Origin of the sequence: Hyphomicrobium sp., from assembly GCF_009026145.1 — a bacterium.
In the GTDB taxonomy this organism is placed as follows: Bacteria; Pseudomonadota; Alphaproteobacteria; order Rhizobiales; family Hyphomicrobiaceae; genus Hyphomicrobium_A.
This window is the reverse complement of the sequence record NZ_WBUE01000007.1, coordinates 50,433-64,326: the sequence shown is the minus strand read 5'-3', so window position 1 is coordinate 64,326 and position 13,894 is coordinate 50,433. Positions and strand designations below refer to the sequence as shown.

Genomic DNA, 13,894 nt, shown 5'->3' with positions numbered 1-13,894 from the left:
CAATTCGGCTCGATTGGGGCGGCATCGCGCTTAGGGGAAGAATAGCCCATCCCAGGGGGTAGCCAATGACTGAACCGCGCGACGTCGATAGGCGCACGGCCCTGAAACTCGGTCTCGCCGGAGCAGCTGGCATCGCCGGACTCGAGGCCCATGCGCCCCGCGAGGCCGGCGCGCAGCCCGCCAGCCCGGGCCCGCGCCGCCCCAACATCCTTTTCCTCTTGGTCGACGAGCAGCGCTACCCGACCGTCTATGAGAGCGAGGCCCTGAAGCAATTCCGCCAGGCTTATCTGCCGACGCAGGCGGCGCTGGCCAAGAAGGGCATCAGCTTCGATCGCCATTACGCGGCCTCGGTGGCCTGCGTCCCGAGCCGCACCTCGCTCTACACCGGCCACTATCCCTCGCTGCACGGGGTCGCCAACACCGACGGCACTGCCAAGGCCGCCGAAGACCCCGACATGCATTGGCTCACCCCGGGCTCGGTGCCGACCATCGGCCACTACCTGCGCGCCGCCGGCTACCGCACCTACTGGAAGGGCAAGTGGCACGTGACGGAGGCCGACCTCAAGGTTCCCGGCACCAGCCAGGTCGTCACCAGCTACGACGCCAACGGGTACACCGACCCCGCCAAGGAGAAGATCTACCTCGAGGCCGACACGCTCGACCCGTTCGGCTTCAACGGCTGGGTCGGCCCGGAGCCGCACGGCTCCGACCCGCTGCGCTCCGGATCATCGGCGCCACAGGGCAAGCAAGGACGCGACCCGGCGATCTCCTCGCAGGTCGTCGAGCTGCTGCAGGACCTGCACGCGAGCAGCGACGACACCCCATGGTTCGTGATGGCCTCGTTCACCAACCCACACGACATCGCATTGTGGGGCTTCTTCTCCAACCTAACGGCACGCGCCCAGAGCCAGTACGACTTCAGCGTGCCCGATTACGTGCCACAGGACGTGTTCGACCGCGACCTCTTTGCCAAGACGCGCACCGAGAAGCTCGACAACAAGCCTTCGTGCCAGCAGTCCTACAAGGACGCCTACAGCCAATTCATGCAGCCGAGCTTCGTGCGGCCGGACTACTACCGCCTCTATTACAAGCTGCACGCCGACGTCGATCGCCACCTCGGCGAGGTGATGAGCGCATTCCAGTCATCGCGCTTCCTCGACAATACCTGGATCATCTTCACCTCCGACCACGGCGACTTGCTCGGCTCGCATGGCGGCCTCTTTCAGAAGTGGTACATGGCTTATGAAGAGGCAGTGCGCGTACCCCTCGTCATCGTGCCGCCAGGCAAAGATGTGGCGCGGGCGGTGCCGATCCCCACGAGCCACATCGACCTCGCCCCGACCATTCTCGGCATCGCCGGCATCGACGCAGAGGCCGTGCGCAAGGAGATCGCATCGGGTTTCACGGACGCGCTGCCGCTCGTCGGCCGCGATCTGTCACCGCTCATCCGCGGCGAGAAGGACGCAAAAGCCGTCGCGGAACCGATCTTTTTCATGACCGACGACGACCCCAGCCGCGGCCTCGATCAGAAGAATTTCATCGGCCTTACTTACGACTCCGTCTCGCAGCCGAACCACGTCGAGACCGTGATTGCCGAAATCGACGGCGCGCTGTGGAAGTATTCGCGCTATTTCGATCATCCGCGCTACTGGAGCGATCCTGGTACCCCGGGCGATGACGGCGTGCGCGACCTCGTCGTCAAGCCGCTGCGCCGCGAATCCTCCGACGAGGGCACCGACCGGCGCCTCTATCAGCAGCGCGTCAAGACCACGCCGGCACTGGACGAGGTCGAGTTGTACAACGTCACCACCGACCCCTTGGAGCTCGACAACCTCGCCGGCAAGCCCGAGTGGCAGGAGCGCGAGGCAGCCTTGCGCCAGCTGCTTGCCGAGCAATGCGCACGCAAACGGCTCACGCCCAGCAGCGGGGCGGTGCCGGGCGAGATCGGCTGCATCAAGCCGTAACGCGCGACCGCCGGGGCGCCGATGCCGTTCAATTGGTTGGCTACCTGAAGACGAAGCTCGCCGCCTGACACGCGCCGAGGCTCATCCTCCCAGCCTGCGGCACCCCTCTGTCTTGCCTGCGCTGCCCGCACGGCCGGCGCGCAGCGCGCATCTTCATAACGCCAGCAACCCAAGCTGCTCTTTAGCGGCTGTGTGGTGTATAGCCTTGAGCGTGGGGATCGCCCGGCAGGCACATTACCGATGCGTTCATGAACCCCGTCAGGATCATCAAGCGCGCCATCAACCGGCTGCGCGGTAACGCGCGCGTCAGCGGCATCGTGCTCCCTATCGACCGCAACGTGCTGTCTCCGCACATGGAGCTAACACTCGCTGCCGGCCGCTACGAGCGGCGCGAGCGGGCGCTCGCCACGCGGATCATGCGCCGGGGCGATGTCGTGCTCGAGCTCGGCGCCGGACTCGGCTTTTTGAGCTCGTACCTGCGCAAATTCACCGACGCCGGCAATATAGTTTGCGTCGAAGCCAACCCGCGATTGATCCCGTACATCCGCAGAGTTCACGCCCTCAATGGCGTCGACGGAGTCGAGCTGCTCAACGGAGTGGTTGTGGTACACGGCGACGCGCCGAGGGCGTTTCCTTTCTTCTGCCGTAGGGATTTCTGGTCGAGCTCGCTCGATGCCTCGCTTCCCTACGACGCAGTCGTCGAGGTCGGCGCGCTGAGCTTTTCCGCCATCCTGCAGCAGCATCGCCCTGACGTACTGATCATGGACATCGAGGGCGGCGAGCTCGATGTGCTCGCGGCGCCAAGTGCTGGCTCGATCCGTGCCGCCGTGATCGAGACGCATCCCGGTCTCTATGGTGCGGACGGCCTACGTGCCGTCGAGGCGAACCTGGCGCGCCTGGGGTTCGCCGAGGATCCAGAAGGGATGGATCGGGACGTGCGGACATTCATTCGAGACGCCTAGAAAGATCGGGGACCAGCGCGCGAATTAACCTTGCGAGAAACTATAATCGACCTATCGCGCGTCGATTGTGACTAGCATTGCCCTGCCCCAATCGATCTTCCCCGTCCCGATCGAAGGGGCAGGAGGGCGTCTGCTACAGGGCTTCGTGACGTCCTCGCTCCGCGCGCGCATCATTCCTGCCACCGTATCCTGGCGCCACGTTGCTCAGGCCACATGGGCGTGGCGCCAAAAGAGGCGGCGTCATGGCGCTGGCCTGCCCAGCCCCCTGATTTGGCGCCGACTTGACCCCGACTGCCTTTGCACCAGATAATGTTAAATGATGCGCAGCTTCGTATCCGTACTGATAGCGATGGCCGTGGCGATGGCGCCGTTCGGCGTGGCAGTCGCTGCGCCCACCGACGGCGATGCGGCGGCTGCCATAGTGGCTGCGATGCCGGATTGTGCCGGTCATGCCGCGCATCAAGACAAGACCACCCCGACCGACCCCGACTGCGGGTGCTGCGATACGGTCAAGGCGGCCTGCCAATCCAGCACGTGCATGGCCAAGTGCTTCAAGCTCATCGGCAAGCTCGAGGCACCAAACGCCTCCGCCATCATCATGACCTCGATCGCCTACCCGACGCGGCCACAGAAGCCGCCGAACTGGCACTCCGAGCCGCTGCCGCGGCCCCCGCAAGCCTGACTTCTCGATAAGCGCGCTTTGCCCACTCGGGCGCGGCGCGCCGTTGCGCTTTCGCGCGCTCCTCTGCGCGCGCTCATGCAATCGAGAAGAAGGCAATCCCGATGCTGAAGATCATCAGTGCTTTCCGTGCCCTCACGGCAGCCGGCGCCCTCACCCTTTCCGTAGCGGCCTATGCCGCCGCGGCCGACTATGCGTTCGAGCCGGTTTCCGCCGAGATCAAGAGCGGCAAGGGCAGTGAGGTCGCTGTACGCCTCATCAATAAGGCCACCGGCAAGCCAGTCAGCGGCGCGGTGCTGTTCCGCACTCAGCTCGACATGTCGCCCGACGGCATGGGCGGCATGCTCGCCGAGCACAAGGCCATGCCGGCGGAAGAGCCCGGCGTCTACAAATTCCACGCCGATCTCTCCATGGCGGGCGGCTGGGCGCTCAAGATCATGGCCAAGGTTCCCGGCGAAGCCGACACCGTGCAGGGCACGGTCGTCTTCCAGGCCAAGTAGCCATGCGTAGAACGCTCATTGGGGGGACCGCGATCATAGCGGTCCTCATCGCCCTGGTCGCCGGCTACCGCCTTGGTGCCGGCACTTGGCCCGACACATCGCTGATCAATGGCTCAGGACCGGCTGCAGCCGGAGCCCACGTCCATGAGTCCGCTGAAAAGGGCGAGCGGCAGGTGCTCTACTGGAAGCATCCTGACGGAAAACCCGACTACTCGCCACAGCCAAAAAAGACGGAGGATGGCCGCGCCTACCTGCCCGTGTACGACCATGAGGAGCCGCAGTTCGAGGGCGCCAAGACCACGACGAAGACGGCCGACGGGCAAGAACGCAAGCCGATCTACTACCGCAATCCCATGGGCCTGCCGGACATCTCGCCGGTGCCGAAGAAGGACTCCATGGGGATGGACTACATACCCGTCTACGAGGGGGAGGATGACGCGGGCAGCGTCAGCATCTCGCCGGAGAAGATCCAGCGCAGCGGCGTGCGCAGCGAGGAGGTCAAGAAGCGCACCTTGGGACATACGGTGCGCGCCCCCGGCATCGTCAAGCTGGATGAGCGGCGCATCTCCGTCATCGCCCTGCGCTTCGATGGCTATCTCGAGAAGGTTGCGGATGTGACGACCGGAACGCATGTCAAGGCGGGCGAGCCGCTGATGACCATCTATGCGCCCGAGCTGCTCTCCATCGGCGCCCGCCTGGTCGTCGAGGAAGAGACGGGCTGGGGACCTATCGCATCCGGGAGGCGAACAGCGGCAGAAAGTGCGCGCACGCGCGCACCCGTCATCGGGGCGCGCCGGCGCCTGGAGAACATGAAGATCCCGAAGGACGTCATCGATGGCATCGCACGCACGCGCAATGTTCCCGATACCATCGTCTGGCGCGCGCCGAACGACGGGATCGTTCTCGATCGCACCGCCGTGGAGGGCATGCGCGCGCAGGCCGGCGAGGTGCTGTTCCGCATCGCCGACCATTCGTACGTGTGGGTGATGGCCGACGTGCCGGAGGCCGAGCTTGGCGCCCTCAAGGTGGGTCAACCGGTGACAGTGCGCGCCCGTGCCTATCCGGACCGGGAGTTCCGCGGCAAGGTCGCCGTCATCTATCCGCATCTCAACAAGGAGACGCGCACCGCCCCAGTACGCATCGAGCTGCCGAACGCCGATCTCGCCTTGCTGCCCGACATGTACGCGGACGTCGAGATCACGGCCGGGGCCGATCGCGAGGTCGTGGCGGTGCCGAACAGCGCCGTGATCGACAGCGGAACGCGCCAAGTCGTAATTCTCGACAAGGGCGACGGCCGCTTCGAGCCGCGCGAGGTCAAGCTCGGGCAGCACGGGGACCGCTTCCGGGAGATCGTCGAGGGCGTCAAAGCTGGCGACAAGGTGGTCACGTCGGCGAACTTCCTGATCGATGCGGAAAGCAATCTGCGCGCCGCCCTCAAGGGCTTCGCCGCCGAGGCTGCGCCTGCTGAGGAAGATTCTGCCACCGAGCCGAAATCCGGTGCGGAGGCTGGCCAATGATTGCCTGGATCATCCGCTGGTCGGCCAACAATCTCATGCTGGTAATGCTCGGCGCCCTGTTTGCCACCGGCGCTGGCATCTACGCCATCAGGAATGTGCCGCTCGACGCCATCCCCGACCTCTCCGACACGCAGGTGATCATCTACACGGAGGCGCCGGGCCAAGCCCCTCAAGTGGTCGAGGACCAGATCACCTATCCCCTGACCACGGCCATGCTTTCGGTGCCGAAGTCGCGCGTGGTGCGCGGGTTCTCGTTCTTCGGCGTCAGTTTTGTCTACGTCATCTTCGAGGAGGGCACTGATATCTACTGGGCGCGCTCGCGCGTGCTCGAGTACCTGAGCTTTGCCGCGCGCAACTTGCCGCGCAACGTCACCCCGACCATCGGTCCCGACGCCACGGGCGTCGGCTGGGTCTACCAGTACGCGGTCCTGGCGGCGAAGCGGAGCCTAGCCGACCTGCGCACCATTCAAGACTGGCAGGTGCGCTATGCGCTGGCGAAGGCGGAAGGGGTTGCCGAGGTTGCGAGCGTGGGCGGGTTCGTGCGCCAGTACAGCGTCGTGGTCGATCCCGGCCGGCTCAAGACCTTCAACATCTCGCTCGCCAAGATCAAGGAGGCGATCCGTGAATCCAACATGGACGTGGGCGGGCGCGTCGTCGAGCTCGCCGAGACCGAGTTCATGGTGCGCGGGCGCGGCTACATCAGGAGCACCAAGGATCTCGAGCAGATCGTTCTCAAGAGCGAGAACGGCACCCCGGTCTATCTTCGCGACGTGGCGCGCGTGGAGTTGGCCCCGGACGAGCGGCGCGGCATCACCGAGCTCAACGGCGAAGGAGAGGCGGTCTCGGGTATCGCCGTGCAGCGTTACGGGCAAAATGCGCTCGCAGTAATCGACAATATCAAGAAGCGATTGGAGGAGATCAGATCGAGCTTACCGGACGGCACGGAAATCGTACCAGTTTACGACCGCTCCGAGCTCATCCACCGGGCGATCGATACGCTGAAGCGCACGCTCACCGAGGAAAGCCTCATCGTGGCGCTCGTGTGCATCGTCTTCCTGTTGCATGCGCGCAGCGCCTTCGTCGCCATTCTTACGCTGCCGCTCGGCGTGCTCATCGCCTACGTGTTCATGTACCTGTTGGGGATCAGCTCCAACATCATGAGTCTCGGCGGCATCGCAATTGCCATCGGCGCCATGGTGGACGCCGCCATCGTGATGATCGAGAACGCGCACAAGCATCTGGAGCGTGCGCCACCCGATAAGCCGCGTATGGAGATCCTGATCGAGGCCGCAACCCAGGTCGGGCCGGCCCTCTTCTTCTCGCTCCTCATTATCACGGTGTCGTTCCTGCCGATCTTCACCCTCGAGGCGCAGGAAGGGCGACTTTTCAAGCCGCTTGCCTTCACCAAGACCTTCGCCATGGCAGCGGCGGCTTTCCTGTCCGTGACCCTCGTCCCGGCGCTGATGGTGATCTTCGTGCGGGGACGCATCATTCCCGAGGCGCGAAATCCCATCAATCGCTTCCTGATCTGGATCTACCGCCCCGTGATCAACGCCGTACTCAAGGCCAAGACGCTGACCATCGCGCTGGCAGTGGCGGTGCTCGCCATCAGCGTCTGGCCGGCATCCAAGCTCGGCTCGGAGTTCATGCCCAACCTCAACGAGGGCACGCTGCTCTATATGCCGGTGTCGCTGCCCGGGCTCTCCATCACCAAAGCCGCCGAGCTGCTGCAGACCCAGGACCGCATCATCAAGTCCTTCCCGGAGGTGGCCTCCGTGTACGGCAAGGCGGGGCGCGCGGCGACGGCCACCGACCCGGCGCCGACCGAGATGTTCGAGACCGTCGTCAATCTCAAATCCGAAAGCGAGTGGCGCCCCGGCATGACGGTCGACAAGCTCATTGGCGAGATGGACAAGTCGCTGCAGTTCCCAGGCGTCTCCAACGCCTGGACGATGCCCATCAAGGCGCGCATCGACATGCTGGCCACGGGCATCCGCACGCCCATCGGCGTCAAGGTATTCGGCCAGAATCTCAAGGAGATCGAGCATGTCGCGCGCGAGATTGAAGTAGCCCTGCGCAACGTGCCGGGCACGGCCAGCGCCTATGCCGAGCGCGTTATCGGCGGCTATTACCTCGAGATCGAACCGAAGCGCGACCAGCTCGGCCGCTACGGTCTGATGGTCGGCGACGTGCAGGACGTTGTCGCCACCGCGCTCGGCGCCGAGACGGTGACCACAACCGTCGAAGGGCGCGAGCGCTATGCGGTCAACGTGCGCTACCCGCGTGAGCTCAGGTCCGATCCGGTCGCGATCACGCGCGATGTGCTGGTCACCCTTCCCAATGGCGGCACTGTGCCGCTGGGAGAAGTCGCCACCGTGAAGCGCACGCAAGGGCCTGCCTCGATCCGCACCGAGGACGCGCAGCTCGTGGCCTACATCTTCGTCGATGTGCGTGATCGCGACCTCGGCAGCTACGTCGCCGATGCGCAGCGCGCCGTCGCTGAGCAGGTGAAGCTGCCCGACGGCTACTACGTCACCTGGAGCGGCCAGTTCGAGTACTACGAGCGTGCCAAGGAGCGGTTGAAGATCGTCGTCCCGGTGACGCTGTTGATCATTGTGTTGCTGCTCTACCTGAACTTCCGGCGCTGGACCGAGACGCTGATCGTTATGCTGTCGCTGCCCTTCGCGCTGGTCGGCGGCTTCTGGCTGATGTGGTGGCTCGGCTTCAACCTTTCGGTCGCCGTCGCGGTGGGCTTTATCGCGCTCGCCGGCGTCGCCGCCGAGACGGGCGTGGTGATGCTCATTTACCTCGATCAGGCGCTCTCCGAGGCGCGCGAGCGTGCGCAGCGGGAAGGGCGACCCTTGTCGCGCGCTGATCTGCACGCGGCGATCATGGAAGGCGCGGTGGAGCGCGTGCGCCCGAAGATGATGACGGTGGTCGCCATCATCGCCGGCCTGCTGCCGATCCTGTGGAGCACCGGCACCGGCTCGGAGGTCATGCAGCGCATCGCGGTGCCGATGATCGGGGGCATGGTGTCCTCGACCCTGCTCACCCTCATCGTCATTCCCGCGATCTACGGCCTCATCAAGGGCTGGCGTCTTCCGGCCGTTTCCACCGCGCAAGACGAGTTGAGTGACCCGGGCGGGCGCCTGGTTGGGGCATGAATGGCGACCTGAACTGAGCGTTGCCAAAGGCGCGCGCCGGGCCGACCGGAGTTATGCGTCAGCGGCCGCCCTGAAAGTAGTGCTCGAGCTGCTCGATGATGAACTTCTGATCGTCGATGATGCTCTTGACCATGTCGCCGATCGAAACGATGCCGACTACCTTCTTGTGCTCGAGAACCGGGAGATGGCGCACGGCCTTCGCCGTCATCACGGCCATGCATTCCTCGACCGTCTGATCGAGCCGCGCGCAGATCACCCGCGTCGACATGATCTCGCGCACCGGCGTTGCCGGCGACGTGCGTCCCTTCAAGACGATCTTGCGCGCATAGTCGCGCTCCGTGATGATGCCCGCGAGGCTGCCGCCGTCCAGCACGACCAATGCCCCTATGTTGTACTCCGCCATTTTGGCGAGCGCGTCGCGAACGGTAGCGTCCGGGTGAATGTGATGAACGCTGCAGCCCTTCTCGTTGAGCACATGTCGCACAGTAAGCATCGGCGATCACCACTTTCAATCCCGAGCCCGTAGCAATTCTCCTAGCTTCCGTGTGGAACGAAGGAGACATGCGTGATCTTGCTCTCGACGCCCCTGACGCCGGAGACGCCCTGCAGCAGTCGAACGGCATCGACGATGAGCTTTTCGTCAGTCGTCGCCCCGGTCAGCGTCACCTTGCCGGCGCTGACATGCGCCTCAAACCCGAACTGCAGTGAATCCGGCCCGAACCGCTCGTCCATGGCATGGCGGATCCTCGCCAGGATCAACTCGTCCATCAGCGAGCCGCGGGACTGCGGGGTTTCAGTGAAGGCAGAGCTTCTCGCCAGGCCGACAATGTGCTCGATGCATTCTGCGACCGGAACGCGCGCCGTATTGAGCACGATGGCGTAGTGCGAGGGATCTTGCCAATCGACCCCGAACAGCCTCTGCATCGTGCCGTTGTGAGCGGCATCGTTGCGCTCGATCTCGTGACGCGCGATCGCGGCGTCCCTGATGCCTCTCCGCTCCATCAACACCTTCTCGCGGAACTGTATTGGCGCACAGACGCGAACGCACAGGACTTGCGGCAGCGACCTGAGGACATGCGTGGCGCCCCAACCCCTGATCAGCACGTTACCCTTGGCGGCCAGCTCCAGGATCTCCTGCGCCGTGCATTGCGCTATTCGCCTGCGGTCCAGCTTCCAGCGCTCCAGGAGCGATGCCTCGCCCTCGAGGTACCGATGCACGCTGCTTTCCGTCGCCCCGGCACGTTGGGCGATGTCGTGCTCGACGATCTCGTGATGAACGTTGGAAAGGCCAAGGCGCTCGGCAACGCCGGCAGCGATTTCCCTTCCGCGGGTGGCCATCTCGCGCGTCATGGCGATGACGGTCATGGCGTCCTCCTTTGAGAGGCGCAAACTTGCGTCTGGTTACGCGCGGATCAGCCCCCGCGCGCCATCAATGGCTGCGATCAGCGACTGGGGCGTGCGGAACGTTGGCCATCAGGCGGTGGAACTCGCGACCGGACACGTGCACCAGCGTGCGATGGTCGCCGCCCTCGAAGTAGATGTCGTTGAAGCCTTCGAGACGGTCATCCATCACCGCCGGCAGCCCATAGGCGCCGGCGATGGGGGGCACGGACCCCGGCTCGCAGTCGCCAAAGATCGCGTTCACTTCCTCTTCCGTCGCCAAGCCAACGGGCTGCTTCAGCCAGTGCCCAACCGCGTTGAGCTGCACCTGGCATGAGGCGGGCACGATCGCCAGCAGGTATCCGTCCTTGCGCCTTATCAGAACACCCTTGGCGAGGTTGGCTTCGGGTACGGCGCTCGCGTGCGCCGTTGCCAGCGATGATTTGGTTTGATCGTGGGTCAAGACGTCGTAGGCTACAGCCCGGCCGTCGAGATATCGCTGCAGCGATATTGCGATACCCATGGCAATGTCTCCTTCCTGCCGTCGCATGGTCGTTTGTCGACCGGCGGGATCGAGCTGCGGCATCGCTAGCCGGCAGGGTCGGCGCCTGCCCGAAGGGGAAAGAAACGGCGCTGCCCGGCATGGCGACGGACGTGACGCGATCTCACCGCCCAGTCGCTGTATATCCTCTAATCTAGGTCCTCGTGTCGCTCCCCGCAATATTCCGCGGGGCCCCTTGGCGCCAACAAACAGCTTCTTCCGCAATGCAATCGGGAGCGTGGAGAGCCCTTTTAGGCACCCGCTGGCGCCGCGTCACGTCTTCTGCCGCGCGCCGGGCTTGCGCGTCCGGCCGGGTGCCAGGATATGGAGCCTGTCGCGCGACCAATCGATGGTGAGACGGCCGTCCTCGGTCTCGAAGTGGAACTCCCCGCCCGGCGCGTCGAATATCCCGTCGTAGGTCTTCGCCATGCCCGACGGCACGGTCAGCTCCACCCGGTCGCTGTCGAAATCGAGGTCGGCGTAACTCCCGGCATAGACGACGACGGCACATGCATAATCGGCGCCCTGTCCGGTGCAGGCGATGCGGAACGAGCCGTCGGGAGGAGCAAAGATCTTGGTCTCGGCGATGACGCGGTTCTCGACCTCGACATTGAGACTCTCGAACAGGCGAAACGCCGCCTTCGACTTGAGGCTGTCGAGCAGGACGACGCCATACTCACTGGCAAATGCCACGACGCTGATCGTTCTAGCGTCCGCGTTGGCGCAGACGACAGCCAGGGCGACAGCGACGAACACGAGCCTGCGCATGTCCGAAACCCTGCCTGCGACCATCGCGATCAACAGTTCGCGTCCGTCAAATCACGCGCGGCGGCAATGAGCGCCTGCCCAACGGCTAATCCGCCGTCGTTTGCCGGTAGCGATCGTGGGACGAGAACCTTAACACCTGATTGCGCCAGTGCGGCACCCACGCCTTCGAGCAGCAGCCGGTTCTGAAACACGCCACCTGACAGGACGACGGTATCGATGCGGTGAGCGTCCATCAACTTGCATGCGGTGCTGACCAGGCCCGCGACGACGCCGCGGTGGAAGCGGGCCGCTATGATGGCGCGATCGGTGCCCTTCGCTAGGTCATCGAGCAGTGCGGCCCACAGCGGTCCCCATTGCAGCGTTGGGAAAGTGCCGGGAGCGAGCTCCGTCGGGTAGGCACTGCTGTCGTCGAAGAAACGCGTCGCGGCCAGCGCCTCGAGCTCGCACGCCGCTTGCCCCTCGTAGGAGGTGGCTTCCGGCGCGATGCCAAGCATCGCCGCGGCGGCGTCGAACAGGCGTCCCGCCGAGCTTGCCCGCGGCGCGTTGATGCCGCTGTCGATCATGCGCGCCAGCGTCGCGACGGGTTTCTGGCGCAGCAGGCGGACGATATCCAGCCCCGCGTAGCGGGCAGCGACGCTCTCCCAGCCAACAAACCGGTCGAGATGGGCAAAGGCGTTGCGCCACGGCTCGCGCATGGCCTTGGCGCCGCCGACCAGCGGGACGGGCGCAAAGCGTGCCAGCCGCTCGCAACTGCGATAGTCGGCAAGCAGAAACTCGCCGCCCCACAGCTCGCCCTTTTCACCGAGGCCAATGCCGTCGAGCACGATACCGAGCACCGGAGACGTCTCTATGGGGATGCCATGCTCACCGAGCGCCGCGGCAATGTGGGCATGATGATGCTGGACGGCGACGAGGCGTGCACCCGTTTGCTGCGCCAGTGCCTGTCCCCACTGGGTCGATAGATAGTCGGGGTGCTGATCCACCGCGATCACCTCCGGCACAAAGGAGAAGATCCTGTGATAGAGGCGGAGCACGTCGCGATAGTCGTCGTGGGTGGCGGCGTCCTCGAGGTCTCCGATGTGCTGCGAGAGCGTCGCCCGGCCGGCACCGAGCATGCAGAACGTGCTCTTCAGCTCGGCACCCAAGGCCAAGACGCGCGGCGCGGCAGCGAAGCCGTCCGGCATGCGGAGCGGAGCGGGAGCATACCCGCGCGCGCGCCGCAACAGTGATGGTGCTCCGAGCACGAGGCGCGCTACACTGTCGTCGAGCCGGTTGACGATGCCGCGGTCGTGCATCAGCCAGAAGTCAGCGATGCCGGTGAGGCGCCGTCGCGCTTCGCCGTTCTCAACGCACTGCGGCTCGTCGCTGCGGTTGCCGGAGGTGAGCACGATCGGACGCTTAAGGCCGCGCATCAACAGATGATGCAGTGGCGTATAGGGAAGCATGAAGCCGAGACCGGACTGCCCCGGCGCGATGGCCGGTGCGAGCGCTTGGCGATCCGCCGGCGCCTCCAGCACGACGATCGGCGCCGCTGCGCTCTGCATCAATGCGGCCTCCGCCCCGCTCACACGCGCATAGGCGCTCGCCATCCCAACGTCACGCGCCATGAGCGCGAAGGGCTTGTGATAGCGCTGTTTGCGCTCCCTGAGGCGGGAGACGGCGGCGTCGTTGCCGGCATCGCACGCGAGATGGAAGCCGCCGATGCCCTTGATGGCGACGATAGCGCCGCTCGCGATCAGGTGCGCGGCGGCAGCGACGGAATCCTCGCCGCTTTCGGGGGCAATGCGATTGCCGCTCGCACCCTCGAGCCACGTACGGGGCCCGCAGACAGGGCAGGCGTTGGGCTCGGCATGAAAGCGCCGGTCGGCTGGGTTCTCATATTCGGCGCGGCAATGCTCGCACATGGGGAACGCCGACATCGACGTCGTGGCGCGATCATAGGGGATGGCGCGCACGATCGACAGGCGCGGGCCGCAGTGAGTGCAGTTGGTGAACGGGTAACGGAAGCGGCGGTTGGCCGGGTCCAGCACTTCGGCGAGGCAATCGGGACAGGTCGCGGCATCAGGGACGATCCCGGTCTCGATCTTCCCCGCTTCACTGGCCAGGATGCGGAATTCATCCGAGCCCGCGCAGCCCGGCAGATCCACGCGCTCGATCGCCTCGACGCGGGCGAGCGGCGGTGGCTCGTCCACCAATGCGGCCTCGAAGGCAGCCAGGCGCTCGGGAGCCCCCCAGGCGCGGATCAGCACGCCCTCTCCATCGTTCAGAACCTCGCCGGCCAGGCCGAAGCGCGTCGCGAGCCGCCACACGTTGGGGCGAAAGCCGACGCCCTGGACGAGGCCGCGCACGCGGTACTCCGCCCCCATCGGGCGCCCCCCGCAACTCAGAACTTGCTCGCCGCCCGCCACTTCTCGCCTCC

At 65.2% G+C, this 13,894-nt stretch carries 11 protein-coding genes; 6 read left to right on the top strand and 5 right to left on the bottom strand.

Annotation, left to right across the window (positions count from 1 at the left end):
* Nucleotides 1-65: 65 nt before the first annotated feature.
* The 6 genes from F9K20_RS07950 to F9K20_RS07925 all read left to right on the top strand — a co-directional run bounded on the left by F9K20_RS07950 (nt 66) and on the right by F9K20_RS07925 (nt 8,786).
* Nucleotides 66-1,964 (top strand): sulfatase-like hydrolase/transferase, encoded by a 1,899-nt coding sequence (locus tag F9K20_RS07950; RefSeq protein ID WP_290999641.1) that lies wholly within the window; start codon nt 66-68, stop codon nt 1,962-1,964.
* A gap of 248 nt (nt 1,965-2,212) precedes the next feature.
* The gene (locus F9K20_RS07945) at nt 2,213-2,926 is read left to right on the top strand and encodes an FkbM family methyltransferase (protein ID WP_290999639.1); all 714 of its coding nucleotides are present in this window, start codon (nt 2,213-2,215) and stop codon (nt 2,924-2,926) included.
* Between the two features lie 316 nt (nt 2,927-3,242).
* Nucleotides 3,243-3,608 carry a hypothetical protein gene (locus F9K20_RS07940; RefSeq protein ID WP_290999637.1) on the top strand — a complete coding sequence of 122 codons (366 nt, stop codon included), beginning with the start codon at nt 3,243-3,245 and terminating at the stop codon, nt 3,606-3,608.
* 101 nt (nt 3,609-3,709) lie between these two features.
* A complete protein-coding gene (locus F9K20_RS07935) occupies nt 3,710-4,105 on the top strand; it encodes a FixH family protein (RefSeq protein WP_290999635.1) in 396 nt (131 codons plus the stop codon).
* Nucleotides 4,106-4,107: 2 nt separating this feature from the next.
* Nucleotides 4,108-5,622, top strand: a complete 1,515-nt coding sequence (locus F9K20_RS07930; RefSeq protein ID WP_290999633.1) for an efflux RND transporter periplasmic adaptor subunit — start codon at nt 4,108-4,110, stop codon at nt 5,620-5,622.
* The gene (locus tag F9K20_RS07925; RefSeq protein ID WP_290999631.1) at nt 5,619-8,786 is read left to right on the top strand and encodes an efflux RND transporter permease subunit; all 3,168 of its coding nucleotides are present in this window, start codon (nt 5,619-5,621) and stop codon (nt 8,784-8,786) included. The genes F9K20_RS07930 and F9K20_RS07925 overlap by 4 nt, the downstream gene beginning before the upstream one ends.
* Before the next feature lie 58 nt (nt 8,787-8,844).
* Here F9K20_RS07925 and F9K20_RS07920 read toward each other — a convergent pair whose 3' ends face one another.
* The 5 genes from F9K20_RS07920 to hypF all read right to left on the bottom strand — a co-directional run bounded on the left by F9K20_RS07920 (nt 8,845) and on the right by hypF (nt 13,883).
* Nucleotides 8,845-9,279, bottom strand: coding sequence for a CBS domain-containing protein (locus F9K20_RS07920; RefSeq protein ID WP_290999628.1), 435 nt, complete (start codon nt 9,277-9,279; stop codon nt 8,845-8,847).
* A 41-nt stretch (nt 9,280-9,320) separates the two neighbouring features.
* Complete coding sequence (locus F9K20_RS07915; protein ID WP_290999625.1) at nt 9,321-10,151, bottom strand: cytidylate kinase family protein; 831 nt, start codon at nt 10,149-10,151, stop codon at nt 9,321-9,323.
* Nucleotides 10,152-10,215: 64 nt separating this feature from the next.
* Nucleotides 10,216-10,689, bottom strand: coding sequence for an aminoacyl-tRNA deacylase (locus F9K20_RS07910; protein WP_290999623.1), 474 nt, complete (start codon nt 10,687-10,689; stop codon nt 10,216-10,218).
* Between the two features lie 291 nt (nt 10,690-10,980).
* Nucleotides 10,981-11,475: a hypothetical protein gene (locus F9K20_RS07905; RefSeq protein WP_290999620.1), complete on the bottom strand. Its 495-nt coding sequence runs from the start codon at nt 11,473-11,475 to the stop codon at nt 10,981-10,983.
* A gap of 29 nt (nt 11,476-11,504) precedes the next feature.
* The gene (gene hypF, locus F9K20_RS07900) at nt 11,505-13,883 is read right to left on the bottom strand and encodes a carbamoyltransferase HypF (RefSeq protein ID WP_367115902.1); all 2,379 of its coding nucleotides are present in this window, start codon (nt 13,881-13,883) and stop codon (nt 11,505-11,507) included.
* Between the last annotated feature and the right edge of the window lie 11 nt (nt 13,884-13,894).